The 26,684-nt window shown below is 34.5% G+C and carries 25 protein-coding genes; 13 read left to right on the forward strand and 12 right to left on the reverse strand.

The genetic code is table 11. From position 1 onward, the window contains the following. Window positions 1-43: 43 nt before the first annotated feature. Window positions 44-424, reverse strand: coding sequence for a helix-turn-helix domain-containing protein (locus H3T96_RS06115; RefSeq protein ID WP_144091457.1), 381 nt, complete (start codon window positions 422-424; stop codon window positions 44-46). A gap of 176 nt (window positions 425-600) precedes the next feature. On the opposite strand from H3T96_RS06115, the gene H3T96_RS06120 reads away from it, so the two are divergent. From H3T96_RS06120 to H3T96_RS06130, 3 genes are all read left to right on the forward strand, one after another. Then, complete coding sequence (locus tag H3T96_RS06120) at window positions 601-1,068, forward strand: nuclear transport factor 2 family protein (protein WP_186279213.1); 468 nt, start codon at window positions 601-603, stop codon at window positions 1,066-1,068. Between the two features lie 400 nt (window positions 1,069-1,468). Continuing rightward, window positions 1,469-3,829: a TonB-dependent hemoglobin/transferrin/lactoferrin family receptor gene (locus H3T96_RS06125; protein ID WP_144091458.1), complete on the forward strand. Its 2,361-nt coding sequence runs from the start codon at window positions 1,469-1,471 to the stop codon at window positions 3,827-3,829. 466 nt (window positions 3,830-4,295) lie between these two features. Continuing rightward, window positions 4,296-4,676, forward strand: a complete 381-nt coding sequence (locus H3T96_RS06130) for a carboxymuconolactone decarboxylase family protein (RefSeq protein ID WP_144091459.1) — start codon at window positions 4,296-4,298, stop codon at window positions 4,674-4,676. 138 nt (window positions 4,677-4,814) lie between these two features. On the opposite strand, the gene H3T96_RS06135 is transcribed toward H3T96_RS06130, so the two are convergent. The 6 genes from H3T96_RS06135 to nikA are packed head-to-tail and all read right to left on the reverse strand — an operon-like array spanning window position 4,815 to window position 11,127. Further along, a complete protein-coding gene (locus H3T96_RS06135; RefSeq protein ID WP_144091460.1) occupies window positions 4,815-6,140 on the reverse strand; it encodes an MATE family efflux transporter in 1,326 nt (441 codons plus the stop codon). Between the two features lie 2 nt (window positions 6,141-6,142). Continuing rightward, complete coding sequence (locus H3T96_RS06140) at window positions 6,143-6,922, reverse strand: ABC transporter ATP-binding protein (RefSeq protein WP_144091461.1); 780 nt, start codon at window positions 6,920-6,922, stop codon at window positions 6,143-6,145. Further along, on the reverse strand, window positions 6,922-7,770 hold the full coding sequence (locus tag H3T96_RS06145) for an ABC transporter ATP-binding protein (protein WP_144091462.1): 849 nt from the start codon (window positions 7,768-7,770) through the stop codon (window positions 6,922-6,924). Before H3T96_RS06145 ends, H3T96_RS06140 begins: the two co-directional genes overlap by 1 nt. Next, window positions 7,767-8,597 (reverse strand): nickel/cobalt ABC transporter permease, encoded by an 831-nt coding sequence (gene opp1C / locus H3T96_RS06150; RefSeq protein ID WP_144091463.1) that lies wholly within the window; start codon window positions 8,595-8,597, stop codon window positions 7,767-7,769. Before opp1C ends, H3T96_RS06145 begins: the two co-directional genes overlap by 4 nt. Beyond that, the gene (opp1B, locus tag H3T96_RS06155) at window positions 8,594-9,538 is read right to left on the reverse strand and encodes a nickel/cobalt ABC transporter permease (RefSeq protein WP_144091464.1); all 945 of its coding nucleotides are present in this window, start codon (window positions 9,536-9,538) and stop codon (window positions 8,594-8,596) included. Before opp1B ends, opp1C begins: the two co-directional genes overlap by 4 nt. Before the next feature lie 23 nt (window positions 9,539-9,561). Continuing rightward, entirely contained in the window at window positions 9,562-11,127 is a 1,566-nt protein-coding gene (gene nikA / locus H3T96_RS06160; RefSeq protein ID WP_144091465.1) for a nickel ABC transporter substrate-binding protein, read from the reverse strand. Window positions 11,128-11,404: 277 nt separating this feature from the next. On the opposite strand from nikA, the gene rhlE reads away from it, so the two are divergent. Together rhlE and H3T96_RS06170 are read left to right on the forward strand one after the other, a co-directional pair. Next, on the forward strand, window positions 11,405-12,709 hold the full coding sequence (rhlE, locus tag H3T96_RS06165; RefSeq protein ID WP_144091466.1) for an ATP-dependent RNA helicase RhlE: 1,305 nt from the start codon (window positions 11,405-11,407) through the stop codon (window positions 12,707-12,709). Window positions 12,710-12,735: 26 nt separating this feature from the next. Then, a complete protein-coding gene (locus H3T96_RS06170) occupies window positions 12,736-13,077 on the forward strand; it encodes a YggL family protein (RefSeq protein ID WP_144091467.1) in 342 nt (113 codons plus the stop codon). A 62-nt stretch (window positions 13,078-13,139) separates the two neighbouring features. Here H3T96_RS06170 and H3T96_RS06175 read toward each other — a convergent pair whose 3' ends face one another. After that, window positions 13,140-14,759, reverse strand: coding sequence for an ABC-F family ATPase (locus tag H3T96_RS06175; RefSeq protein WP_370545718.1), 1,620 nt, complete (start codon window positions 14,757-14,759; stop codon window positions 13,140-13,142). Between the two features lie 320 nt (window positions 14,760-15,079). Here H3T96_RS06175 and H3T96_RS06180 point away from each other — a divergent pair, with 320 nt between their 5' ends. Then, window positions 15,080-15,937 carry a carboxylate/amino acid/amine transporter gene (locus tag H3T96_RS06180; protein WP_144091501.1) on the forward strand — a complete coding sequence of 286 codons (858 nt, stop codon included), beginning with the start codon at window positions 15,080-15,082 and terminating at the stop codon, window positions 15,935-15,937. Here the strand turns inward: H3T96_RS06180 and H3T96_RS06185 are convergent. Both H3T96_RS06185 and yaaA read right to left on the reverse strand, forming a co-directional pair. Further along, on the reverse strand, window positions 15,934-16,887 hold the full coding sequence (locus H3T96_RS06185; RefSeq protein WP_144091469.1) for an AEC family transporter: 954 nt from the start codon (window positions 16,885-16,887) through the stop codon (window positions 15,934-15,936). The genes H3T96_RS06180 and H3T96_RS06185 overlap by 4 nt on opposite strands. 10 nt (window positions 16,888-16,897) lie before the next feature. After that, entirely contained in the window at window positions 16,898-17,671 is a 774-nt protein-coding gene (gene yaaA / locus H3T96_RS06190; RefSeq protein WP_144091470.1) for a peroxide stress protein YaaA, read from the reverse strand. A 73-nt stretch (window positions 17,672-17,744) separates the two neighbouring features. On the opposite strand from yaaA, the gene H3T96_RS06195 reads away from it, so the two are divergent. From H3T96_RS06195 to rnz, 4 genes are all read left to right on the forward strand, one after another. Then, on the forward strand, window positions 17,745-17,972 hold the full coding sequence (locus H3T96_RS06195) for a YccJ family protein (protein WP_025315495.1): 228 nt from the start codon (window positions 17,745-17,747) through the stop codon (window positions 17,970-17,972). Window positions 17,973-18,033: 61 nt separating this feature from the next. Beyond that, window positions 18,034-18,489 (forward strand): lysozyme inhibitor LprI family protein, encoded by a 456-nt coding sequence (locus tag H3T96_RS06200; protein ID WP_144091471.1) that lies wholly within the window; start codon window positions 18,034-18,036, stop codon window positions 18,487-18,489. 125 nt (window positions 18,490-18,614) lie between these two features. Next, entirely contained in the window at window positions 18,615-19,064 is a 450-nt protein-coding gene (locus H3T96_RS06205) for a lysozyme inhibitor LprI family protein (RefSeq protein ID WP_144091472.1), read from the forward strand. A 61-nt stretch (window positions 19,065-19,125) separates the two neighbouring features. Beyond that, entirely contained in the window at window positions 19,126-20,043 is a 918-nt protein-coding gene (gene rnz, locus H3T96_RS06210) for a ribonuclease Z (RefSeq protein WP_144091473.1), read from the forward strand. Between the two features lie 264 nt (window positions 20,044-20,307). Here the strand turns inward: rnz and H3T96_RS06215 are convergent, their stop codons facing one another. After that, a complete protein-coding gene (locus H3T96_RS06215) occupies window positions 20,308-20,868 on the reverse strand; it encodes an NAD(P)H-dependent oxidoreductase (RefSeq protein WP_144091474.1) in 561 nt (186 codons plus the stop codon). A gap of 114 nt (window positions 20,869-20,982) precedes the next feature. On the opposite strand from H3T96_RS06215, the gene H3T96_RS06220 reads away from it, so the two are divergent. Continuing rightward, window positions 20,983-21,330 carry a helix-turn-helix domain-containing protein gene (locus H3T96_RS06220; RefSeq protein ID WP_144091475.1) on the forward strand — a complete coding sequence of 116 codons (348 nt, stop codon included), beginning with the start codon at window positions 20,983-20,985 and terminating at the stop codon, window positions 21,328-21,330. 45 nt (window positions 21,331-21,375) lie between these two features. Here the strand turns inward: H3T96_RS06220 and argE are convergent, their stop codons facing one another. Continuing rightward, window positions 21,376-22,539 (reverse strand): acetylornithine deacetylase, encoded by a 1,164-nt coding sequence (argE, locus tag H3T96_RS06225; protein ID WP_144091502.1) that lies wholly within the window; start codon window positions 22,537-22,539, stop codon window positions 21,376-21,378. 253 nt (window positions 22,540-22,792) lie between these two features. Between argE and H3T96_RS06230 the strand changes: the two genes are divergently transcribed. Together H3T96_RS06230 and rbbA are read left to right on the forward strand one after the other, a co-directional pair. Continuing rightward, complete coding sequence (locus H3T96_RS06230) at window positions 22,793-23,866, forward strand: HlyD family secretion protein (protein WP_086327028.1); 1,074 nt, start codon at window positions 22,793-22,795, stop codon at window positions 23,864-23,866. Between the two features lie 13 nt (window positions 23,867-23,879). After that, complete coding sequence (gene rbbA / locus H3T96_RS06235; protein WP_144091476.1) at window positions 23,880-26,681, forward strand: ribosome-associated ATPase/putative transporter RbbA; 2,802 nt, start codon at window positions 23,880-23,882, stop codon at window positions 26,679-26,681. Window positions 26,682-26,684: the final 3 nt, after the last annotated feature.

A 26,684-nucleotide genomic window follows, 5' to 3' on the forward strand; every position in this document is an offset into this window, starting at 1 on the left:
ATTCATAATTTGCCTATTAAATTGGCAGATTATTCAGTTATCTTTAATCAGACAAGTTAACTTCAGCTTTTCTTCTGGCAAGGTAGATAGCTTTATGATTATCATTCGCCCACTTGATAAGCGTATTCATTGGTTTTAAAAACGATCGTCCCAAATCGGACAAAGCATATTCAACACGTGGTGGGGCTTCGGCATAGATGGTTCTAACAATATAACCATCTTTTTCTAGTTTTTTTAATGTGCGCGAAAGCATTTGCCGAGAAATGTCACCAATTTCTTTATGTAATGCAGTAAAACGTATCGTTCGGTTTTCAAGTGTTTTTAAAATTAATAAACTCCATTGGTCACCGATTCTATCAAGCACATCACGAATTGGACAGGGATGATCAAATTGGATCGACGTATCATCAAATAGTTTGGTCATTTTAACTCTATTTTCTAGTAATAATTAGATAAGTCACACCGATGTGACCTAGTTACATTTAGGTTACTTATTGTTTTAGTTCAATTTTATTGCTACCATTTAATCAGTCTACATTATAGACTAATATAAATTGATTGCACGGATTTTTGAGTTTAATTGACTATTTAGGAGTGGATATGAGTATATTAAAAAACAGTATTGTAGCAATATCATTATTATTTATAACAACTGGTGCAATTGCCAATGAAAAACCAACTCGTGATATTGCCCAAGAAGAAAAGAATAAAACATTGGTCGTTAATTTTTATAATGATTTCTTTAATAACCATCAAATTAACGAAGCGTTAAACATTCTTACTGAAGATTATAAACAGCATAATCCATATGTACCGGATGGTCGAGCACCGTTTATTACCTACTTTTCCGCATTTTTTAAAGAACATCCTCAATCCAGTGCGCAAATTGTTCGTACTGCTGTAGATGGAGATCTTGTTTGGCTTCATGTTCACTCTAAAGAAAATGAAAAAGATCTGGGTAAAGCGGTACTGGATATATTTCGAGTCAAAGACGGTAAAATTGTTGAACACTGGGATATCATTCAAAATGTGCCAGCAACTGCTGCAAATTCTAATACCATGTTTTAATGAGTATTCGCCTTTAACCAATATTATTTTAAAAGATAGGATATGGTAATTAATACGGCGTCTTAGCAAATGTCTAATTTAAATAAAAGCACTTAATGAGTGCTTTTATTTATTATTCTTTCAATATTTAATTGTTTCAACTACCTCAATTTTCACTGCTCAACATTTTTAGCGTATACAGATAATACAATTTATTGGCTGGATTTATAAAAACATTATCCCTACTCATGTTGAAATAACAATAGTGAAAGCCTCTATATTTTTCTTTTCATTTTCTACTAAACCCAATATACTTGCCAACCTATTAATTGATAATAATTATCATTATTAATTGCGTGGTTGATATTCAATAATTATCTATCACTTAATATATTGATTAATATTATGGAAGGAATCAGATATGAAACATAAAAAGACAGGCCTATTATTACTCTTTATGAGTTGCTCTCTCCACGCTGAATCATTGATAGGTGAAAACCTCACATCTGATAAGGATGATAAGCAACAAAAAGTCGCCGATAAATCTAACTCACCGAATTCAGTGAAAAATAACGCTCAAAATGATGATATTGATGATGTTATAACTGTTATTGCTCGATCGACGTCTCAAGATGAACTTAAAAAGATTAATAGTGTTATTGCAGGCCGTTCCACACTTTCTTCAAGGCTAATTGAACAAAAACAAGCCGACAATGTCGCCGAATTACTCAATACATTACCCGGGGTCAGTTCTACGGGATCAGTAAGACCAGGCGGGCAAACTTTAAATATATGGGGATTTGGCAAAGTTGAAGATGTCAAAATTATTGTTGATGGTGCGCAAAAAGGCTTCCAAAAATATCAACAAGGTTCAGTATTTGTTGAGCCTGAATTATTAAAACAAGTGGAAGTTAATAAGGGTCCACACGATGTAAAGTTTGGTAATGGTGGCTTTGGTGGTGTGGTCAAAATGGAAACGAAAGATGCAATAGATTTGCTTGATCCTGACCAATATGTAGGTGCTTTGGTGAAATACAGTTTCCATTCTAATAATCATCAAAATATGATGACAAGTGCCGTTTATGGGCGAACACAAGATGATATGTTTGATGGGCTGGTTTATTACACCAATCGCAATAGTGGTAATTTTAAGCGACCAGACGGCTCCAGATTTGTCTTTTCAGAAGATGATATGTATACCTACATGGCTAAGTTAAATTTTAGACCCAATGAAGAACATACATTCACTGTTTCAGGTATTCGTTCTAAACGTGATTCATGGCAACCATGGGCAGCTAAATATGTCGAAAAAATGACGCCCCCAACGGCTGCTCAAATTAAAAAATATGGTTATAAAGCTGCGTGGTTAAGAAAGTTAGTCAAACGCGATCAAACCGATGAATCAGCCCAATTTAAATGGAACTATCAACCAACTTATAATCCATTTATTAATTTTACTTTGCATACCACTTATTCTAAAACCAAACAGCATGATACGCGTCCGAGTAAATATAATCCCGTTTCATCATTGGGCACAATGGGTAACGAAAGTTGGGTTAGCTATACGGATAAAACAGTTGAACTTGAAAATATCAGTATTTTTTCTACAGGACCGATTGATAATGCTTTAAAAATCGGTGCACAAGTACATTTACACGACCGTGATACCTTGATGTATTATAAGGGTTATGAAAAGAAACCTAACTATAATCATGGTTATTTTCAACCTGCTTATATGCCATCTGGTAAACAACAGAATTATAGTTTTTATATCCAAGATGAGCTTTCTATTGATACTTTTGTTCTAACACCATCACTTCGTTATGATTATGTTCGTAATCATGGTAAGCAAAATTATGCTTCAGCTTACAACGATCCAGATCCTCGTTTTGGTCATGACTATTCACCCGTGAATTATTCTGGTTGGACACCAAGATTTGGAGCTTATTGGCAGACAACACAAAATATCGGATTTTTTAGCGATATTAGTTATGCTTGGCAAGCTCCGACAATTGATGAAACCTATGAAGTGCAATTTACCCCTAAAAATGGTGGTTCAGGTAAAATCAGTGCCACAAGTCGTAATTTAAAAAAAGAGCGTAACTTGTCAATTCGGGCAGGTAATATTCTCGATTTCAGTAATATATTATTAGAAAATGATAAATTACAAATCAGAAATACGTTATTCAGACAGCAAGTTAAAAACGAAATTTTTATTACGCGTGGCTTTAATGGTTCAATTTGTGGACCCGGTAACTCATGCCCGCTTGGTCAATCCAATTATCATAATGTTCCGGGTAAACTTGTGATACAAGGTTTTGAATTAGAAGCTTTCTATGATAGTCGATATTGGTTTGCCAGTGCCACTTACTCTATCCAAAAAGGGGAACGTGATTCAACACCGCAGGCAATATGGATGCATAACAAAACTTATGTGGCAACGATTGCTCCGCGCACAGCAACCTTAACCTCTGGTTTTAAAATTCCACAATGGAATGTTCGGGCAGGTTGGAATGCTCAATTTGTGAGAAAACAAGATCGCACAGGTCTTGAAGATAGAAATCATGATGGTATAAAAGATCTGGGCGCTTACGGTTTAGGGCGTTCATCAGGCTATTCAATCCATAATTTATTTGCAACATGGCAACCAACCTTTTTACCGAAAGCGGAAGTTAAGTTAGCTGTTGATAATCTATTTAATAAAGATTATAGACTTTATTTAGGTGAAAATACCTATGGATTAGCGCGTAACTTTAAAGCCAGTTTTTCATATCGATTCTAGTGTGTATATTCAAATTCTGCTAAATAATGGGCAGAATTTGAAAATTGCAATTCATTTTATTGCTATCACATTATGCTTTTAAAAATTCCGTTCTCATTTAGAAAGGAATTTTTTATTATGGATGAGATTTATTTTAATCGTTGAAATAGCCGAAGTTTGACTTTTTTGCACTTAAAAAAAGCTGCGATCTGATGACTTATTTTTTCAGTTATCTTGATGTGATCAAAGAAGTGTCGAATTAAAACGAAGTTAAGCAATAAAATTGGGTAATTTATTTTTTTATGTCACAATGGGATGAATTGACGCAGTTTATCTTCAAAAATCTTTTTTATAAAATGCATGAAATAAGCCATATAAAAGTGTTTATTCATTAACTATTTTATAAAAACAGGTTTTTTATATCGTAAAATCGATTTAACTCAAGTCAAATTATCTGCCAACTAAAAATATCAAGAGGAAAAAGTAAATGACTCAATCAAGACACACAAAAGGTCTGGAAAATATCGAATCTTTATATGGTGAAATGGGGGTCAATGGTTTAAAAACTAACGCAAAATTAGCGCCGAAATTCGATGAATATATTTGTGATTTTGCTTATGGTGATATTTATAGTCGTCAAAGTTTGTCCTTGTTACAAAAACAGATTGTCACCATATCTTCGCTTATTACTCAAGGTTGTGTGCCAAAAGAGTTAAAAATGCATATTCATGGTGGCTTAAATGCTGGATTAACGGAGGAACAAATTTTAGATATTTGTGTTCATTGCTTACCTTATGTAGGCTTTCCTCGTGTAACTAATGCATTAGAAATTGCCCACCAAGCTTTTGAAGAAAAAAAAACGAAATAAACCATTCAAAACAGCACACATTAATTTTAATATCACACGTCAATGTGAATGAAATGCCATAAAAATTCCATAAAAATAGTTTTTATGGCATCCACAAGGATAATGATTAATAAATAATCCTAACGATTTCCTGATGAGTTAAAGTAAAACATAGCGTTTGGATTGTTTAATCCATATAACCAAAAACAGGGTTCGGCCAAAACTAAATAAAATATAAGAAAACCATAAGCCATTATTTCCAAAGACGGGCACAGCAAAGTATTGTGCTATAAACCAAACTAACAACGCCAATAACATTGAGTCGCGTATAGATGAGGTGTAGCTAATACCTGAAAACACGCCATAATAGATTAATCCACCTGCTGCAACAATAGGGAATACCATTAACCAAGATTGATACTGTAGCGATAGGGTGATAATCTCAATTTGATTCGTTAATAGTTTTATAATTGCAGTATCAAAGGCTAACCAAATTGCAATCAAAATTATTGGGCAAATAATGCAGGCTTGTAGTGACCATCGTAAAGTTTGATTATAAAGTTGAATATTTTTATTACCTTTAGCTCGACCACTAAAGACGCTTGAAGCATTAGCAAAACCGTCAAATAGATAAGCCATCATGTAATGAATCTGAAATAGAACGGCATTGGCGGCTAATACTTCAGTATTGAATGTTGAGCCAATCGAAATAAAGTGGTTAGTTACCGTTAATAAACAGATGGTGCGAATCATTAAATTAGTATTAACTAAAATGACCCCTTTTAATGATTGCCATGACAAAATAGATTTTACATCCATTTTTTGCTTAGTTTTGGGTAAGTACTGGTAGATAAACCAAATACCGACCAAAGTACAACATATTTGAGCAATCAATGTTGCAAAAGCTACTCCTTGAATGTCCCAATGCATCCACCAAACAAAAAGCATCGCCATTATAATATTTAGTAGATTGATAAAGACTTGTAAAAACAGCACGGCTTTTACTTTGGATATCCCCATTAACCAGCCAACTAGGACATAATTAATCAGAACAAAAGGCGCCCCCCAAATTAAAATCGAAAAATAGAGATCCGCATAATGCTGTACATCTTGATTAGGTTGGATGATGTGCATTGAGGCACTAAAAATTAACTTTTGAAAAATAATAAATATCAAACCTAAAAAAAGAGCAATAAACAGAGGTCGGATAAGAGACGATCTTAATAATAAACAATCATCCAAAGCTTGCGCAGCAAAACCAGTGGTACTGACCCTTAAAAATCCAAATAGCCAATAAATGGTATTAAATATTACTGTTCCTATGGCAATACCAGCAATAAAGGCAGGATTAGGCAAATGACCAACTAAAGCCGTATCGACTACACCCAGTAGTGGAGTGGTGATGGTTGAGAGAATAAACGGAATAACTAATTTGAGATAATCTTTAAACTGATATTGATGATTCGAAGTTGATGAATGGGTCATTTTTAAAAACCTAAAATTGATTCAAGTAACTGTTTAGAATAAGGATTTTTAACTTGACTTAATTGTTCTATTTTATCAATGTATTCAATGATTTCACCTTTATAAAAAAAGGCAATTTTATCACAAAGGTAAGTGATTGTGGTTAGATCATGGGTAATAAAAATACTGGTTAGATTAAGCTCTTTTTGTAAGTCGGCAAGTAGTGCTAAAATTTGAGTTTGGACTGAAATGTCTAATGAGCTAACTGCTTCATCAAATAAAATAAATTGAGGAGAGCAGGCTATCGCTCTTGCAATGCAGACGCGCTGCAATTGACCACCACTCATTTCATGTGAAAACCGCTCATAAAAAGAGCTGTCTAATCCTACTTGTTCTAACAAAGCATTGATACGCCGCTTTCGATCATTTTTAGCTAACTTTTCATAAATATCAAGTGGTTCAGCAATAATCTGTGCAGCAGTAAAATAGGGGTTAACAGAAGCATTATAATCTTGAAATACCGTGCTGATATTTTTACGCATGGCTGATTTTTTCCATGCACGAGTACTAATATCTTGCCCATTAAAATAGATTCTGCCACTGTCAGGTTTTTCTAAGCCTAAAATTAGCTTTCCTAATGTACTTTTCCCACTACCACTTTCACCAATGATACCGAGACACTCTCCTTGCTTTAAATCAAACGATACTCCTTTAATAACCGTCGTTTTTTTATTACTAAACAAACGTTGGTTAGGTTGTAGAAAAGATTTTTTAACATTAGCAACTTGTAATAACGGTGGCATTAAATTGTCTCCAATATTAAATTTGGATGATTGGCATAAGTAACCGCATTAAATTTATTTAATAATTGTTTGCGAGTATCGATTAGATAACGAGTATATTCATGTTTAGGGTGATAAAAAATCTGATCACGACTCCCCGATTCAACAATCTTTCCTTTATTCATCACAATAATCTCATCGGCAATATGATGAATGACACCTAGATCGTGAGAAATAAAAATCATGGTCGTTTTGGCTTTGATCTTTTCAAGCATTTTTAAAATATAAAACTGGCTAATCGAATCTAATGCCGTTGTGGGTTCATCAGCAATAATAAGTTCAGGCTCTAGCATTAACGCCATACCAATCATTATGCGTTGTAACATGCCACCACTTAACTGATGAGGGTACTTTTTATAAATCTCTTTGGAATTATCAAGACCTATATTATCAATCATCGCTAACGTTTTAGCGATTGCGTCGTTTTTGTTAATAGTGAGATGTGCTTGCAAGGTTTCGACCACTTGCTTACCAATGCAATAAAGTGGATCAAAAGCACTCATTGGGTGTTGTAAAATTATCGAAATGACACTACCACGCATTTGATTCAACGTCTTTTTATTCTGTTTTAATAGATCGAACGCTAAATTAGCATTTTGGGGTTTAAACAGGATTTGCCCAGTCACGCTAAAGTAGGATTCTAATAAGCCGATGATCGCTTTACATGTCAAACTTTTGCCACTGCCACTTTCCCCAACAATGCCTAAGCATTGATGATGATTGACCGTAAACGATATATCATCGAGTAGCTTGTTACCCTTATCAAGGGAAACGGTCAGTTGTTTTACGGTTAACAATGGGCTACTCATGCAGTTTTTTCCTTTGGATCTAAAATATCTCGTAAACAATCACCCAACATATTAAATGCTGCCACAACGATTAAAATGGCTATACCCGGAAAGACCATTTGCATCGGGTGCTGTGTCATAACGTTTTTTGCTTCACTTAACATTAACCCCCATTCAGCAGTAGGAGCTTGGACACCTAATCCAATGAAAGATAAAGCCGAGATATTTAAGATTACCCAACCCGTATCTAACGTTGCTAATACAACCAGTTCTGACAGTATATTAGGCAATAAATGACGACAAATGATAAAGGAATGCGGTGCACCAATGGCTCGTGAAAAAAGAATATAATTTTTTCGACTGTACTTGATCACTGAACTACGAATCATCCGACTGTACCAAGCCCATTTAACGACAATATTAGCAATAATGACGTTTTCAATACCTACGCCTAATACCCCAACAATCGCCAAAATCATCACTTGGCTTGGAAATGAGAGCATAATGTCACAAAGGCGCATTATACATTCGTCAAGTTTACCTCGCTGATAACCAGAAATAAGGCCGATAACACTACCAACGATTATGGTAATGATCATGGTTAATAGTGATAAGAATAGGGTTGAGCGAATACCATACAGTAGTCGAGAAAAAATATCTCGACCAAGATGATCACAACCAAGCCAATGTTCGCTCGATATCGCAGCATATTTACGAACGATGCGAACTTTATTGGGATCAAACGGTGCAATATAAGGGGCTAATATGCCTAAAATAATCATTGTGGTGATGATGATCAGGCAAATTAAAGCCGTTTTATTGTTAATCAGTTTCTTAATTAGATTCATATCGCACCACCATTATCACGTAATCGAGGATCTAGCCATTGATGAATAACATCTACAATAAAGTTACATACCACAAATAAAATAGCCATAATCAATATATAAGCTTGAATGACGGGATAATCGCGATTCATAATAGCTGCGATACACAAACGACCCAATCCCGGCCAAGAAAATATATATTCGACAACAAAAGAGCCAGCGATTAATTGCGGAATAGTCATGCCTAAGGCGGTGATGGTGGTGTGCAGTGAATTAACAAGCACATGTTTAAGTATAATCGTTTTCTCTTTCAAACCTCGACAGCGAGCATAAAAGACCGAATAATTATGCATGTTTTCTAACATATTATTACGAATAAAACGGATATATGTTGAGATATAAACAAACGATAAAGTTAAGGTTGGTAGAATCAGATTTCGCCATGTTCCATAACCATTGGTGGGCAATAAATCTAAATAATTGGCAAACAGCCAAATAAAGAGTAAACCTAACCAATAACTCGGCATTGCCGTGCCAAGAAAAATAATAATACGAACAATATGATCGAAAGCTGAATTAGCAAAAATTGCACATAATACGCCTAAAATCAAACTGATGATGAGTGTAAATGCAAATGATGACATTGCTAAAATTAAGGTCGGTATTAAGCTGCGAATTATCTCATCCCAAACGAGTCTGTCTCGATGAATAAAAGAACGACCAAAATCAAGATGTAAAACATCATAGAGCCAAATAAAATATCGTTCCAAAAAAGGCTTATTTAATCCGAGTTCTTGGCGCATACTTTCAATAGCATCTGGGGTTGGCATGATTTCGTTTAAGCGTAATGCAACTTCAGCAGGATCAGAAGGTGCTAGATTGATAAGTAAAAAAGCGATAAAAGAGATACCGAATAATATCGGTATCATCATCGTTAAACGTTTAATAATATAATTTAACATTATTGGTCAATAATATTAGTCTTTTAAAAATGCATTTTCTCAAACGGAATATCAAATTGAGAAGGGGCGAACTCAATTCCTTTTAAAGATTTAACCGCAATCGCACGATTACGCTCATAAGTCAGCGGAATATAGACTGCTTCATTATGTAAAGTTTCTAACACATAACGGAATAGATCTTGTCGCTCTTTTTCATCCGTTGAAATTAATGCTTTACTGATACTTGCATCAATTTGTGGTTTTTCTTTTAAACCTTGTTGTGCCATGTAATCACCATATACAGGTAATTTCATCCCTGATAAAAATGATTGTGGATCATATGGCGTACCCCATGAAATATCAAACACCATATCAAAATCACCGGCTTTTTGGCGATCACGATAACCTTGTTCTTCTTCACCATGAATATTAAGTTTTAATCCGACTTGCTCAAATTCATCTTGCATATATTGAGCAATGGTTTTTTGAGATGCGGTATTACTGTCGTAATATAAGGTAATTTCAAAAGGTTTACCGTCTTTTTGACGATAATCTTGACCTTTAACTTTCACCCAGCCAGCTTTATCAAGTAAGGTTTCAGCTAGTTTAGTGTCATAGACATAAGGTTTTAAACCAAGATTAGCATAAGGAATATTGGTTGCCATTAATGTATCAGCAGGCGCTTCACTGTTATTGAAAATACCCTCTGAGATATCTTTTTTACTGATGATATGTTCAATTGCTTGGCGCACATTCACATCGCTAAGTTGGCTTCGAGTTGTATTCATTAGAACAATTCGGCTTGAAACTGGTTTAGACATTAAGGTTTGAAACTTATCCATGGTAGAAAAACGTTCAAACGAATCAGCATCAACCATATTTTTACCATAAATCAGATCGATTTCGCCTTTTTCCAATGCCATTAGTCGACTTTGATTATCCGCGATAACTTTCATCGTCACTCTTTTTAGGATTGGTTTTGTTCCCCAATAAGTTGGATTTGCGTTAAATACTGCATATTGATCTTTCTTATGATCACCTAAAACATACGGGCCGGTACCAATGTAAGACTTAACCCCATTTTTAGTTTCACCGTCGATCATAGAGTTAGGTGAAATAAAACGCATTGGGCGAGTTACAGCAATTTCAATCATAAAAGGGTAGTAAGGTTCGGAAAGATTTACTTGTAACGTATAATCATCTATCGCTTTGACTTCGGTAATCAAACGCACCATTTCTAACCAAGTATGACGGACTTTATTTGATAATACCGCATCCCAGTTTAGTTTTGCACTGTGCGCATCAAATTTTGCGCCGTCACTAAATGTAACGTCTTTTCTAAGTTTGAATGTATATGTTTTACCGTCGTTAGTGATAGTCCAGCTTTCTGCAAGCCAAGGCGAAAAAGTACCGTCTTCGTTATAGTGAACTAATGATTCATACAACATATTTTGCGCCCACATTTCACCTGAGTATAAATGCGGATTTAAATCACGAATATCACGAAAATTGGCGAAAGTAATATCATCTTTAGCAAAACAGTTAAGACTAAAGCTGCTTAAAATTAGAATGATGAGTATTTTTTTTAAATGAGGGAAATTAAAAGACATACCTATTCCATGAAATAATTATTGTCAGGGGAGGCGGATGATACAACAAATGAGAATGATAATCAATATCATTTAAGTGGGATGATTTAAAAACAGACAGAATGCGGATATTTATATTCAATTAACAAATAATACCACATTTTATGGGGTTAATCTTACTAAATATTAACATTTATTAATACTCGCGTTGAAAAGGTAAAATAATAAAACAATTATTATCAAATTACTTTATAATGCCTATGATTATTCATCTTTCGTTTATTTTAGGAATCAATACATGTCATTTGACTCTCTTGGCTTAGATGCCGAGATTTTAAAAGCAATCCACGAACAAAACTACACCCAACCCACACCCATTCAACAACAAGCTATCCCCGTTATTTTATCCGGTAAAGATTTAATGGCCAGTGCTCAAACAGGTACAGGCAAGACAGCTGGCTTTGGCTTACCCATTTTGCAGAAGTTAGTTGAACAGCAAGCAAAGGCAAGCAATCAGTCTCAACCTAAAAAAGGTAAACGTCGATTATATGCTTTGATCTTAGCCCCAACACGCGAATTGGCTGCTCAAATTGGAGAAAATATTCGTGACTACAGCCGATATTTACCGATTCGGTCTTTAGTGGTGTTTGGTGGCGTAAGCATTAATCCTCAAATGATGAAACTACGTGGAGGGGTCGATATTTTAATTGCAACTCCGGGTCGTTTACTCGATTTGGTGCATCAAAACGCAGTGGATCTGTCGTCGGTTAAAGTGTTAGTATTGGATGAAGCCGATCGTATGTTAGATATGGGTTTTATTCATGATATTCGGCGTGTGATTGCTAAATTACCTAAAAAACGTCAAAATTTAATGTTTTCGGCGACTTTTTCAGATGAGATAAAAGCGTTAGCACAAACCATTTTAAACTCACCTGAATCTGTTGCTGTGGCAAAAACGAATAGTGCATCAGAACAAATTACCCAGTATGTGCATCGGGTAGATAAGCGTCGTAAACGTGAATTGCTCTCTTATTTGATTGGTAAAAACCAATGGCAACAGGTATTAATTTTTACGCGAACCAAATATGGAGCCAACCATCTTGCTGAACAACTGACCAAAGATGGCATTAAAGCTTCGGCGATTCATGGTAATAAAAGTCAAGGCGCTAGAACTAAAGCTTTGGCGGACTTTAAAAATGGTCAAATTAGAGCGTTGGTGGCAACCGATATTGCGGCCAGAGGTTTAGATATTGAACTATTGCCTTACGTTGTCAATTATGAACTACCACAAGTGGCAGAAGATTATGTGCATCGTATTGGTAGAACAGGGCGAGCACAAAATCAAGGGCAAGCAATATCTTTAGTTTGTATTGATGAACTGGCTCAATTAAAATCAATTGAAAAATTGATTAAAAAATCGATTCCAGAAATTTTTACTCCGGGATTCGAAGTTGATCCTAGAATTAAAGCGGAGCCTGTAAAAAAAGCGACAGCAAAGCGTGCTCCAGCAAAAAGAAGACGTGTTGATAAAACGCGAACTTCTAAAAATAACCAGAATAGTATGAAGCAATCTAGTCATCATACATATTCTAAAACGAACTAAATTATCTACAGTAGAAGGATATTATTATGGCTAAGGTTAATCGCAGTCGTCGTTTAAGAAAAAAATTACATATTGAAGAATTTAAAGAGTTAGGTTTCACGGTAAGTTGGTCATTTGACGAAGGGACCAGTGAAGAAACCATTGATAATGTCGTTGATCAATTTATTGTTGAAGCAATACAAGCAAATGGTTTGGCCTATGAAGGAAGTGGTTATTTAAGCTGGAAAGGCATCATCTGCACTCAAAAATTGGGTAATTGCAGCGAAGAAAATCGTGATGTTGTCACTAAATGGCTTGAAAGTCACGGCTTAAAAAATGTCAAAACCAGCGAATTAATTGATATTTGGTGGGATGAATTAGATTTCTAATTTCTAAATATTAAATAAAAATAGCCACCAATGTGGCTATTTTTATTAAAGATATCTTTGCGTTACTCAATTCCTTGACTACGCAGGTAATCTTCATAATTACCGGTATAATCAATCACTTTTTCTGGGGTGATTTCGACAATTCGAGTAGCAAGTGAGCTAACAAATTCACGGTCATGTGATACAAAAAATAGCGTTCCTTGATAAAGCTCTAATGCCATATTCAATGATTCAATCGACTCCATATCCAAATGGTTGGTCGGTTCATCCATCACAATAATATTTGGACGTTGCATCATTAATTTACCAAATAACATACGTCCTTTTTCACCACCTGAGAGGACTTTAACTTGTTTTTTAATGTCATCTTGTGAAAATAATAAGCGACCTAAAATACTGCGTACAGCTTGCTCATCATCGGTTGGCTGTTTCCATTGACTCATCCAATCAAACACAGTTAGATCTTGTTCAAATTCATATTCGTGATCTTGGGCATAATAACCAATATTGGCATTTTCAGACCATTTAATATCACCTTGTTCTGGCGTTAGTTCGCCCATTAAGGTTTTTAATAAAGTTGTTTTACCAATACCATTCGTCCCTAAAATAGCCACTTTTTCGCCAACTTCGACCATTAAATTTAGATTTTTAAATAGTGGTCCGTTATCAAAACCTTTAGTTAAGTTTTCAACAACTAGAGCATTACGAAATAATTTTTTGTCCTGCTCAAAACGAATAAATGGATTTTGTCGGCTCGATGCTTTAACTTCTTCAAGTTTAATTTTTTCAATTTGTCTTGCACGAGAAGTCGCTTGTTTTGATTTAGATGCATTCGCACTAAAACGACTGACAAAAGATTGCAGTTCACTAATTTGAGCTTTTTTCTTGGCATTGTCGGCTAATAAACGTTCTCTGGCTTGCGTGGATGCAGTCATATAGTCATCGTAGTTACCTGGATAGATTCGAAGCTCGCCATAATCCATATCCGCCATATGAGTACAGACCATATTTAAAAAGTGTCTGTCATGCGAAATGATGATCATGGTGCTTTCGCGTTCATTTAAGGTATCTTCCAACCAACGAATGGTATCAATATCCAAGTTATTGGTCGGTTCATCTAATAATAAGATGTCCGGATTAGAAAACAGAGCTTGAGCTAAAAGTACTCGCAATTTCCAACCGGGCGCGATTTCGCTCATTAATCCATAATGTTGCTCAATTGGAATACCGACTCCTAGCAATAATTCACCCGCACGAGCTTCGGCACTGTAACCATCTATTTCGGCGTATTGAGTTTCTAAATCGGCGACTTTAAACCCATCTTCTTCGCTCATTTCTGGAAGTCCATAAATGCGATCACGTTCTTGCTTGATTTGCCATAATTCAGTATGTCCCATAATCACAGTATCAAGAACAGTATATTCTTCAAAAGCAAATTGGTCTTGGCGTAATTTACCTAATCTCTCATGTGGATCTAATGCAACATTTCCTGATGTTGGCACTAAATCACCCCCAAGAATCTTCATAAAAGTTGATTTGCCACTTCCATTGGCGCCAATTAATCCATAACGATTACCATTGCCAAATTTAACAGATATGTTTTCAAATAAAGGTTTACTGCCAAATTGCATCGTGATGTTATTTGTACTTAACACTAAACTTTTCTCTCGCTTTAAATACATTTTGCTTTAAAGATATCTATCTCTTTAAGCAAAACCGTTGAAATGTGATTTGGCGCACATTATGCCATAAAATGCCTTTTTTGAGGATCTTTGATTTTTTTAACTGTATCAGTTATCCGTTAGGCGATTATGTCTTAAGATAGGATTTATTGATATTACAAATTATTAATATCTATATTTAAAAAAATAATGAATAAATAGATGGATAGAGTGATTAAACCTTTTAACCATTGTAATCAATTTATAATTCAAAAGGTTTACAACTGATAGATGAATTGTTACGATGCGTGCCTATTTATTACTATTTAACTCATTTTATTATGTTTTATCTTATCTTTGTGACTTTGGTTTGGTCATTCTCGTTTAGTTTTATCGCGGTCTATTTAAGTGGACAGGTTGATACTTGGTTTGCGGTTGTAATGCGTGTTTTACTGGCGTTTATTACTTTTCTACCTTTTTTACGCTTTAGAAACATTCAACTAAACACGATGTTACTTTTAATGGGCGTTGGGGCTTGTCAATTAGGTATCATGTACTTTTTTTATTATAACTCATTCCAATATATTTCAGTGCCTGAAGTGTTGCTGTTTACTATTTTTACACCGATTTACGTCACGGTTATTTATGATTTATTGCAACATCATCCGTTACGTTTGAGTTATCTTTTTACCGCCATTATAGCCGTAATCGGAGCGGCTATTATTCGTTATGACCATATTAGTACAAATTTTATCATTGGATTTTTATTAATTCAGGGAGCCAATATTGTTTTTGCTTTAGGGCAGGTTGGTTATAAAAGAATTATGGAAGTTTCCCCATTACCACAACATCAAGCTTTTGCATGGGTCTATTTAGGTGCAGTCATTGTCGCAACAATTGGTTGGCTATTATTTGGTGATGCATCCAAATTGCCAACTACTAATGTACAATGGGGCATTATTATTTGGCTTGGCGTAATTGCTTCGGGATTATGTTATTTTTTATGGAACTATGGTGCGACTAAAGTCGATTCTGGAACATTAGCAATTATGAATAATGTCGTCATTCCGACTGGCATTATTGTTAATGTGGTGATTTGGCATCAGTCACTTGATTGGGGGCGTTTTATATTAGGTAGTGTAGTCATTATTTTAGCATTAATCCTACACTACAAAATTAAAAATCGTTCTTCTAACTAAGGTAAATGGGTCATGATGGATAATATCAATGGTGTTGTCACAGATGATAATGCCGTTGATATTAGTAAACTTGATGCAATAGGACCTTGCAATACCTCAAATTGTCTTGCCATCATATAACAATTGATGGCAATAGATACCGAACTTAATAATACGACAACTTGTAACTCTAAAGTCGGTAATCCTAAAAGTTTGCCAACTATATAGGTTACAATCGGTAAAATCGCTAATTTTAAAATACAGATCGAACCCGTAATTAGAAACTGGTCGCGGATTTTATACTCCGCAAGTCCCATACCTAATACAATAAGTGATAAAGGTGCGGTCATATCACTGACCATTTTCGTTGACTGATTAATAAAATTGGGTATTGGTAAACCGATATAATTGACGGCAATTCCTGTGAAAATACCAATAATAATCGGGTTTTTTGATACATTTTTTAGTGCCTTTATAAAGCTACGCCCCGAGAGTTTACCCATTTGTACAAACTCAATTGATACGGTTGCTAACGTCCACAATATTAATGCATTAAATATAACAATGATGGCGACAATGGGAATAGCTTGATCGCCGAGTAACATTTTTATAATTGGGATACCAACAAAGACAGTATTGGTGTAGATGCCTCCCATTGCAAATAAAGTGCTTTGAGAACCATTTAATTTGAATATTTTCGATGCAATTAAGCAACCAAAAGCAAATACGATAAACGAACCACCAAAAAATACCAATAACAGTTTGATATCAATTTCTGACTGCTCAGAAAAGTGACTCATTATCTGAAATAGCATTATTGGAAATGCAATATAAAAGGTAAATTTAGTTAAACTATCCGTGACCGTTTTTTGCCATCGACCTAACTTTACAGCTAAAAATCCAAGCAATATTAAAATAAATAAAGGCAGAGTAGATAAAAACTGTGCCCATAATGTTATCAAAAAATTCATAAAGATTATGTTATTGGTGATTACGAATAAAGTACCAATCTAATTCAGTTGACCGTTTCGAGTCAAATTGATAACCAGAGAGATTAAAATCTTTAATATCATTACTCTTATCAATGCCATTTTTTATAATATAGCGACTCATAAGTCCACGTGCTTTTTTGGCGTAAAAGCTAATAACTTTATATTCGCCTTTGCTTTGATCTAAAAAAATGGGCTGAATAATTGTCGCTTTCAACTGTTTAGCTTTAATGACTTTAAAATATTCATTTGACGCTAAATTGATCAAAGTCGGATGAGTGGATTTGCTGAGTTCTTTATTGAGATGATCGGTTAGATGATCGCTCCAAAATTGATAAAGATTACTGTTATTGCCATTTTTTAAACGTATGCCCATTTCTAAACGGTAAGGTTGTATTAGGTCAAGCGGTCTTAATACACCATACAGTCCAGACAGGATTCGTAAATGTGATTGAGCAAATTGAAGATCATTATCATTAAAATCTTCTACATTAAGCCCCTCATAAACATCCCCTTTAAAAGCTAATATCGCTTGTCTTGCATTATTTAAATTAAAATCAGAATGCCAATTTTGGAAACGTTCATGATTTATCTCAGCTAATTTAGGACTGATGGACATCAGTTTAGCCAAATCATCAACCGTTAATTTTTTACAATCTGTGATGAGTTTTTCTGAATACGAAATAAATTGTGGCAAAGTATGTTTTTTAGTTATTAATGGGCTTTGATAATCAAGCGTTTTAGAAGGAGAAATAATCGTTAGCATAAGCGATTGCCTATTGTAATTTGCATAGTTTGGGGTTATTTTACACCTAATCAACCAAAAGAGGAGTGATAAAATGAATCCAACCAAAAAAGATATACATGATATTCGTTCTTGGGCTAGTGTTCGTGAAACTTCTATTGAGATTGCCGAAGCTATTTTTGAATTAGCTAATGATGATGAAAAACTAGCAGAACAGATTTGGGAAGAAGGAAGCGATGAAGTATTAAAACTCGCTTTTGCTAAAACCAAAGCCGATAAGCTCTTTTGGGGTGAGCAAACTATCGAACGTAAAAACGTTTGACTTATGACATAAATCACGATTTTAAATAAATTTTTTGTGATCTACAGGATGTTTAAGTTTTATGAAAATAATAAAATTAATGACTATATTTATTATTTCTATGCCACTATTCGTTTATGCTAATTCGAAATACGCTGATTTAAACCAAAGACAATTACGCAATTATTGTAGTAATAATACTCTTTCAGAAGCAGAACTGACTGAATGTTTAGAAAAAATTTTTCATACCAGTCAAGCTGAGTTAGATAAATCGCAGCAGAATTTTTTTAATGCTCTTTCAAATTGGGATGAATACAAAGAGTACATCGTAATTGCAAAAAATAAACTTAAAAAAGCTAATAAAGAATTTATTAAATATCGTGATTTACAATGCAACTTTGCTTATTCGTTAGGGGGCGGAGCAATTGATAATGCTCTAAATATGTATAAATTCTCTTGTCTAGCCGAACTAAATTTTCAACGAGTAAAACTACTTGATCTTTATCGTTCAACATTAAGCATTGTTATAACTGAATGATTAAAAATTATGTATTTTTATTCTCGCTATTTACTGAGACATGTAACGAAAGATTGATTTAGTTATAAAATTAATTTTTTAAGGATTAAATAAATTTTTTGTTACCTATAGGATATTAAGGTTTTATGAAAATAATAAAATTAATGATTATATTTATTATTATTACACCATTATCTGTTTTTGCTAATTTAAAATATGCTAATTTAAATCAATCTGAATTACGTAGATACTGTGGTGAAAAAGTTTTTTCACAAGTAGACTTAGCTTATTGTTTAGAAAAAATTTTTTATATCAGTGAAGCTGAGTTAGATAAATCGCAATGGAAACTTTTTAATGTACTTTCAAAATGGGATGAAAGCCAAAATTACATTGTACGTGCTAAAAATAAACTTAAAAAATCTCACAAAGAATTTATTAAATATCGTGATAGAGAGTGTGATTTTGCTCATTCGTTAGGGGGAGGAGCAATTGGTTTAAATAAAATTACATATTCTTGTCTAGCTGAACTAAATTTTCAACGAGCAAAACAACTTGATCTATATCGGTCTGAGTCAATCATTATTAAAACTCAATGACCTAAGCTTAGGTAGCTTATTCTCGCTATAGTGAAGCATGTAACAAAAGATTAATATAATTATGAAATTAACTTTTTTAGGAACAAGCGCAGGTTTACCAACCGCTGAGCGCAATGTAAGTAGTATTATGCTCGATCTCCGACAAGAGAGAGGACGATTATGGCTTTTTGATTGTGGTGAGGCAACTCAAATGCAAATGCATAAAGCAAAATTTAGCTTAGCCAAATTAGAGATAATTTTTATAACACATTTGCATGGTGATCATCTGTTTGGTTTACCGGGTGTTTTAACTACACGTTCATTAATCCAAAATCAATCGGAACTAACTTTGGTTGGCCCCAAAGGCATCAAACAATTTATTCAAACTATGATTGATATTAGCTATTCTTGGCTAACTTATCCTTTAAACATTATTGAACTTGAGCAAGATGGTTTAGTATTTGAAGATACTAAATTTCGGGTTGAAGCCAAATTATTAGCGCATCGAGTACCTTGTTTTGGTTATCGTGTTATGGAAAAGGATTTGCCACCTGTCTTAGATATCGACAAATTACAGCAAGATAATATTAATGCGGGTTCACATTATGCCTATTTAAAAGAAGGCAAAACAGTAACACTAGCCGATGGTCGTATCATTGATGGTCGTAATTATCTTGGTGATTTTAAGCAAGGGAAAAAATTGGCTATTTTAGGTGATACAATACCTTGTGATGCTTCAATTGAATTAGCTAAAGATGTTGATGTACTTGTCCATGAAGCAACGCAAGAAGATGCATTAGAACAAAAAGCAATTGAGCGTGGTCATTCTACCACTGTTCATGCGGCGATGATTGCTAAACAAGCCAATGTTAAAAGATTAATTATGACGCATATAAGCCCTCGATATTCCCTTAATGACAATGCCAAATTAGTTAATGAAGCTAAGAGCATTTTTAACCATACTGAAATCGCAACTGATTTTGCCACGTTCCAAATATAGAAAAATATGCCGACATTATCGACTAGTTTGCTGATATTTCAGTCAGTAATAAAATTTTGCAAGAAAAGCTAATTGAGCCTAAAAATTATCGATATTTGTGAAAAATATTCAGGAGTCTATATCGTTTCATCCTTTATTCAGAATAAAATCATTAAATACCAATTACATTAGAAAAAATTAATAAATATGCCGTATATTTATTAATTTTTTAGTTCACAGTAGATTTATTTAGTAATAAGCATGGATGAATTTTAATGACCTATTTTAAATTAGTATTCCTAATTTTTTCATCCAATTCACATAATCATCTGCACTTTTATCGATATCTTTTTGTGTAATTTTATCTGGATAGTCTGGCTCATTATTTGCGCCATAAATTGCAAAAATGGGCTGATAATCAGCCTGAACGTAATTTATTGTTAATTCAAAAGGGCTGAGAAGTTGCTCAAGTGTATATTTATAATGTCCTGTTTGCGAATAGTCTGCTTTCTTTATACCTGCCGAAACTGCTAAACCTACTTTTTTACTTCTTAATTTATCGCCCATGGCACCAAATGCCCATCCATAGGTGAAAACTTCATCCAACCATTGTTTTAATAATGGTGGACAATTAAACCAATATATCGGAAATTGAATTACCAAATTTTGATGATTTTCAATTAAGTTTTGTTCGAAACTAGAATCTATTTTATAAGAGGGATAATAAGAATATAAATCATGTATGGTTACTTGTTCATGATACTGATTTAATCTATTAATCCAACATCGGTTAACACTTGAAGAGGCTAAGTGAGGATGAGCAACAATCACTAAAGTGCGTTTCATTGTTAAATATTCCTTCTATATTATTATCAATAATTAAGTCATACTAATATTAATACGATTAATTTTGAAGTACGGTAATTACCGTTATGTACTATCTTTATGGAAAGTGTCAACATGGAAAATCATCATTGTGCCGAAGAGCATTTTGAGAATAGTGGATTTAATTACACACTCTCAATGATTCGAGGTAAGTATAAAATTGTGATTCTTTATTGGTTAAACGAGAATCAGCCAACAATGCGATTTAATCAACTTAAACGAAGCATTAATAATATTTCTTTTAAAACACTGAGTAATACCCTAAAAGAGATGGAAAAAGATAAATTAATTTTTAGAAAAGAATATCCGCAAATTCCACCTAAAGTGGAATATGGGTTATTAGAACGAGGTAAATCTTTAGCTCCTATTTTAGATATGCTTTGCCAATGGGGAAATAATCATAAAGATGACCCATTATCATAATCTGAAAAAACTTTATCCGCCGACATGGTCGGCGTATTTATATGACTAAAGGCAGAAATCTTTAATTAAATTTTCAATAGTTAATTTTGTCGGTTTTATAAAATCCATCGAAATAAATTCGTCAGGTTGATGAGCTTGTTCAATCGATCCTGGTCCTAAAACAATGGTTGGAGCAATTTGATTTAAATAGGGGGCTTCAGTACTGTAATTAACGGTTTGTGCTTGATGACCGACTAATTTTTCAATATGTTGTAATGCTGGATGATCTTTTTTACACTCATAGCCTGGAATTGGTGAGACTTCATATTCTACTGCTATACGATTAGGGTACTTATCCATCACAGGTTGCAATGCTTCACATAATGCATTATAGAGCGAATCAACATCATTATCTGGTAATACCCGTATATCAATAATTAATTCACAACAGCCGCATATACGGTTTGCTGCATCGCCTCCATGAATTACACCTAAATTTAGCGTTGGATAGGGCACGCTAAAGCCTTCATTATGATATTGTTCTTTAAATTTTTGTTTAAGGAGCAATAAACGTTCAATGACTAAATGCATAATTTCGATAGCGTTAATACCTTTGTCTGGATCGCTTGAGTGACCAGATTTACCGATAACTTTAATTGAATTAGATAAAAATCCTTTGTGAGCACGGATGGGGATTAATGAGGTGGGTTCTCCAATGATGGTACAATCGGGTTGTAATTGTGTTTGTCGGGCAAAAAACGATGCGCCCGCCATTGAAGTTTCTTCATCGGCAGTGGCAAGTACATAGATTGGTTTAGTTAGTTTTTTTAGGTCTATATCTCGTAATGCATCTAAAATAAAAGCAAAAAATCCTTTCATATCAGCAGTACCAAGTCCATATAAATTGTTATTTTCTTCGGTTAATTTGAAAGGATCTTTTGTCCATTGTCCTTCGTCAAAAGGGACAGTGTCACTATGGCCACTAAGTAATAATCCACCTTGTGTGCTATTTTCATCATTGGTATATGTTGCCAGCATATTATATTTATCGCGAGTATTTGGAACGGATTGTATATCGATAGTAAAGCCTAGATCCGAAAACCACGATGCTAATTTTTCGATGAGAATTTTATTGGAGTAATCTAATTTTTCATTAGTAACATTGCTAATTGTTGGGGTTGAGATAAGTTCATTATATAGTGTTAAAAAAGATGGAAGAGCCATAGAAATCACCTTAAAAAAATAGTCAATATGTCCTTTTACAAGGTGATAAGAATAGCACTTAGATGATTATTTGCATATCGAGGTATTTAAAATAATAATTTAAATTCATATTTTTAACATTTCTTGCTGTTAACTATTGTGTTTATTTTATTTATAAAGAACTTTTGTTATTATTTAAACCATATGGATAAAGTTTACAAAAATTTATTATTCATTTAGTCTTTATAAAAATTAATTATACTCAAACAAGGCATTATTCATGAAAAATATTAGCAAGAAATGGATCATTATCGCGTTTATCGTTGTTGTGCTTGGTTTTGTTTTGTGGCAACAATTCAAAACCGATGGCTATGGAGCCGATTTCATCAGTGGTAATGGGCGTATAGAAGCAACCGAAATCAACATATCTACAAAACTAGCAGGTAGAATTGAAAAAATTAATGTTGATGAAGGTGAATTTGTCACAGCAGGTCAGCCTCTGGTTATCATGCAAACTGATACTTTGCAAGCTAAATTAAATGAAGCCCAAGCACAACATCGACAAGCAATGAGTAATGAAGCTACATCTAAAGCTCAAGTTGCCTTAAAAATGAGTGATAAAGTAGCTGCGTTAGCAGGCGTTACTCAAAAAGAAAGTGATTTAGATATTGCGAATAAACATTTACAAAGAACGGCTACACTTTATCAAAAAGGTGCCATTTCAGTTCAACAATTTGATGATGATACCGCTAAAGTTAATAGCGCGAAAGCCGCTTTAGATTCCGCTAAATCCCAAGTAGCGGCTGCCGATGCTGCAATTGAAGCTGCGCAAGCAGGTGTGGAAAGTGCTCAATCAGAGATAAACGTAGCTCTAGCAAATATTAGACAAATTCAAGCTGATATCGATGACAGTACTTTAACTGCACCTGTCGATGGACGTATTCAATATCGTATCGCTCAACTTGGTGAAGTCTTACCTTCTGGTGGTAAAGTTTTGAATTTGGTCAATTTATCAGATGTTTATTTAACATTCTTTTTACCTGAAACCATTGTAGGTAAAGTGGCTATTGGTGATGAAGTTCGATTAGTTCTTGATGCTTTACCAGAAAAAGCTATTTCTGCCAAAATTTCATTTGTATCAAGTGTTGCGCAGTTTACGCCTAAAACGGTAGAAACAAAAGATGAGCGTCAAAAGTTGATGTTTAGAGTAAAAGCACAATTAAGCCCAGAACTTTTAAGATGTTATATTACCTACGTTAAAACAGGTCTTCCTGGTGTTGCTTGGGTAAGACTTGATCCTAATACGGAGTGGCCTTCAGAGTTATCTGATGTTGCAAAATGCCAAACAAAATAATTGGAGATAGCAAATGTCAGAATCGGATAAAAAGGATTTAGCTTTACTTGCTGAAGGTAAAACCCTTGATGATGCTGTAGTAAATGTTAGTAATGTAACCTTAAAATATAAAAAGACCTGTGCACTCAATGATATCAGTATTGCAATCCCACCAAGATGTATGGTGGGATTGATTGGACCTGATGGGGTAGGTAAATCCAGTCTATTATCATTGATTTCAGGGGCACATGTTATCCAAGAAGGATTAGTGTACGTTCTTGATGGTGATATGAAAGATAAATCACATCGAAAAAACGTTTGTACACGCATTGCTTATATGCCACAAGGATTAGGTAAAAATCTCTATCCTACACTTTCAGTTGAAGAAAATTTACAATTTTTTGCTCGTCTATTTGGTAATGACGCAGCGGAAAGACGGCGTCGTATTGACGAATTAACTAAAAGTACGGGCTTATATCCCTTTTTATCCCGACCAGCGGGTCGCCTTTCAGGTGGTATGAAACAAAAGGTCAGCTTATGTTCTGCCCTGATTCATGACCCTGATTTACTGATTCTTGATGAACCGACTACGGGTGTTGATCCTCTTTCTCGTGCCCAATTTTGGCAATTAATCAATAAAATTCGTGAACAACGACCGCAAATGAGCGTGATTGTCGCAACGGCTTATATGGATGAAGCGCAAAACTTTGATTGGTTGGTTGCAATGTATGGCGGTAAAATTCTTGAAACAGGCACGCCACAAGCATTATTAGCCAAAACGGGTAAAGATAATTTAGATGATGCTTTTATTCAGTTAATGCCAGAAGATGCTAGGGAAGGTTATGAAGCCGTTGAAATCCCCCCATTAGCCATAAATCAAGATTTACAAGTTGCAATTGAAGCTAAAGACTTAACCAAACAATTTGGCGATTTTATTGCAGTTGATCATGTTAATTTTTCAATAAAACAAGGTGAGATATTTGGCTTTTTAGGATCAAATGGTTGTGGTAAATCAACAACCATGAAGATGTTAACTGGATTATTACCGATATCATCAGGCGAAGCGTGGTTATTTGGTAAACCGGTCGATGCCAGTGATATCAATGTTCGACGTCATTTAGGTTATATGTCTCAGGCATTTTCGCTTTATAGTGAATTAACTGTTGAACAAAATCTCATTTTACATGCACGCCTATTTGGTATTGAAGAAAGCAAAATACCAGCAAGAGTGAATGAATTACTTAAACGTTTTGGTTTAGAAAATGACGTAAAAAGTTTGCCTGAAAGTCTACCTTTAGGTGTTAAGCAAAGGCTTTCTTTATCGGTTGCGGTGGTTCATAATCCTGAAATTCTTATCTTGGATGAACCTACCTCTGGGGTCGACCCCATTGCTCGTGATGACTTTTGGCGTTTGATTATTGAGCTTTCTCGAAAGGATAAAGTAACCGTATTTATTACCACCCATTTTATGAATGAAGCTGCTCGATGCGATAGAATTTCATTAATGCATGCAGGTAAAGTATTAGCCAGTGATACACCAGATAATATTATTCATTCTAAAAATGCGAACACTCTGGAAGAAGCGTTTATCCGTTATTTAGTTGATGCAGGAGCCGATGATACAGATATGGATGAAAAGGAGAGTGAAACACCCAAAACCGTAACGAATGAACCTGTTAAGGTAACTCAAGGAACCCATCATCTACAAGTATTTAGCTTGACTCGTATGATTGGTTGTTTGTGGCGTGAAACATTAGAGTTATCACGTGATCCTTTGCGTGCTTTATTAGCCTTTTTAGGTTCGGCAATCTTAATGCTGGTTATGGGTTATGGTATCACCATGGATGTACAGGATTTAAGATTTGCAGTGTTAGATCGTGACCAAAGTATTATCAGCCAAAATTACACTCTAAACCTTTCAGGGTCTAAGCGCTATTTTATCGAAAAACCTCCCATCCTTGATTATGATGATATGGATCAAAGAATGAGAAGTAATGAGATCTCTTTAGCTATCGAGATACCGCCTAATTTTGGACGAGATATACAACGCGGAGATCCCGTTAATATTGGTATTTGGATTGATGGTGCTATGCCATCTAGAGCAGATACGGTTAAAGGCTATGTGCAAGGTATGCATCTTGCTTGGTTAAGTGAAAAGATAAAAACAACAACTGGAACAGAATCTAGCTCATTGGCGAACATTGAGACTCGATATCGTTATAATCCTGATGTTAAAAGTTTACAAGCAATGGTTCCGGCTGTAATTCCAATTCTATTATTAATGATTCCATCTATGTTAGCAGCCTTATCCGTTGTTCGTGAAAAAGAGATGGGCTCAATCATCAATTTATATGTTACTCCTGTTACAAGAACTGAGTTTTTATTAGGTAAGCAAGTTCCTTATATTGTGATTTCGATGCTGAGCTTCTTATTACTCCTGATTATGGCCATCACCATATTTGATGTGCCGATAAAAGGAAGCTTCCTGACTTTATGTTTAGCAGGATTAGCTTATTGTATTATTGCAACAGGATTTGGATTGCTTGCCTCGACAGTAACACGCAGTCAAGTCGCGGTTATATTTTTAACTACGGTTGGTACGATGTTACCTGCAATACAATTCTCAGGATTACTTAATCCAGTCGCATCTTTAGAGGGTATTGGGCGATATATTGGTGAAGTTTATCCAACAAGTCATATGCTTGTTATTGCGCGAGGCGTTTTTAATAAAGCATTAGGACTTGTTGATTTACATAATTCGATATTTATATTACTCATTACCATTCCGATTATACTTGGTGCAAGTATATTTCTTCTCAAGAAACAAGAAGGATAGATA

This window comes from Gilliamella sp. W8136, assembly GCF_016101285.1.
GTDB classification, from domain to species: Bacteria; Pseudomonadota; Gammaproteobacteria; order Enterobacterales; family Orbaceae; genus Gilliamella; species Gilliamella apicola_N.

Excerpts from the sequence above, each read along its gene's own strand:
- H3T96_RS06115 (WP_144091457.1), bottom strand. The coding sequence starts at position 424 with ATGACCAAACTATTTGATGATACGTCGATCCAATTTGATCATCCCTGT.
- H3T96_RS06120 (WP_186279213.1), top strand. The coding sequence starts at position 601 with ATGAGTATATTAAAAAACAGTATTGTAGCAATATCATTATTATTTATA.
- H3T96_RS06125 (WP_144091458.1), top strand. The coding sequence starts at position 1,469 with ATGAAACATAAAAAGACAGGCCTATTATTACTCTTTATGAGTTGCTCT.
- H3T96_RS06130 (WP_144091459.1), top strand. The coding sequence starts at position 4,296 with ATGACTCAATCAAGACACACAAAAGGTCTGGAAAATATCGAATCTTTA.
- H3T96_RS06135 (WP_144091460.1), bottom strand. The coding sequence starts at position 6,140 with ATGACCCATTCATCAACTTCGAATCATCAATATCAGTTTAAAGATTAT.
- H3T96_RS06140 (WP_144091461.1), bottom strand. The coding sequence starts at position 6,922 with ATGCCACCGTTATTACAAGTTGCTAATGTTAAAAAATCTTTTCTACAA.
- H3T96_RS06145 (WP_144091462.1), bottom strand. The coding sequence starts at position 7,770 with ATGAGTAGCCCATTGTTAACCGTAAAACAACTGACCGTTTCCCTTGAT.
- opp1C (WP_144091463.1), bottom strand. The coding sequence starts at position 8,597 with ATGAATCTAATTAAGAAACTGATTAACAATAAAACGGCTTTAATTTGC.
- opp1B (WP_144091464.1), bottom strand. The coding sequence starts at position 9,538 with ATGTTAAATTATATTATTAAACGTTTAACGATGATGATACCGATATTA.
- nikA (WP_144091465.1), bottom strand. The coding sequence starts at position 11,127 with ATGTCTTTTAATTTCCCTCATTTAAAAAAAATACTCATCATTCTAATT.
- rhlE (WP_144091466.1), top strand. The coding sequence starts at position 11,405 with ATGTCATTTGACTCTCTTGGCTTAGATGCCGAGATTTTAAAAGCAATC.
- H3T96_RS06170 (WP_144091467.1), top strand. The coding sequence starts at position 12,736 with ATGGCTAAGGTTAATCGCAGTCGTCGTTTAAGAAAAAAATTACATATT.
- H3T96_RS06175 (WP_370545718.1), bottom strand. The coding sequence starts at position 14,759 with ATGTATTTAAAGCGAGAGAAAAGTTTAGTGTTAAGTACAAATAACATC.
- H3T96_RS06180 (WP_144091501.1), top strand. The coding sequence starts at position 15,080 with ATGTTTTATCTTATCTTTGTGACTTTGGTTTGGTCATTCTCGTTTAGT.
- H3T96_RS06185 (WP_144091469.1), bottom strand. The coding sequence starts at position 16,887 with ATGAATTTTTTGATAACATTATGGGCACAGTTTTTATCTACTCTGCCT.
- yaaA (WP_144091470.1), bottom strand. The coding sequence starts at position 17,671 with ATGCTAACGATTATTTCTCCTTCTAAAACGCTTGATTATCAAAGCCCA.
- H3T96_RS06195 (WP_025315495.1), top strand. The coding sequence starts at position 17,745 with ATGAATCCAACCAAAAAAGATATACATGATATTCGTTCTTGGGCTAGT.
- H3T96_RS06200 (WP_144091471.1), top strand. The coding sequence starts at position 18,034 with ATGAAAATAATAAAATTAATGACTATATTTATTATTTCTATGCCACTA.
- H3T96_RS06205 (WP_144091472.1), top strand. The coding sequence starts at position 18,615 with ATGAAAATAATAAAATTAATGATTATATTTATTATTATTACACCATTA.
- rnz (WP_144091473.1), top strand. The coding sequence starts at position 19,126 with ATGAAATTAACTTTTTTAGGAACAAGCGCAGGTTTACCAACCGCTGAG.
- H3T96_RS06215 (WP_144091474.1), bottom strand. The coding sequence starts at position 20,868 with ATGAAACGCACTTTAGTGATTGTTGCTCATCCTCACTTAGCCTCTTCA.
- H3T96_RS06220 (WP_144091475.1), top strand. The coding sequence starts at position 20,983 with ATGGAAAATCATCATTGTGCCGAAGAGCATTTTGAGAATAGTGGATTT.
- H3T96_RS06230 (WP_086327028.1), top strand. The coding sequence starts at position 22,793 with ATGAAAAATATTAGCAAGAAATGGATCATTATCGCGTTTATCGTTGTT.
- rbbA (WP_144091476.1), top strand. The coding sequence starts at position 23,880 with ATGTCAGAATCGGATAAAAAGGATTTAGCTTTACTTGCTGAAGGTAAA.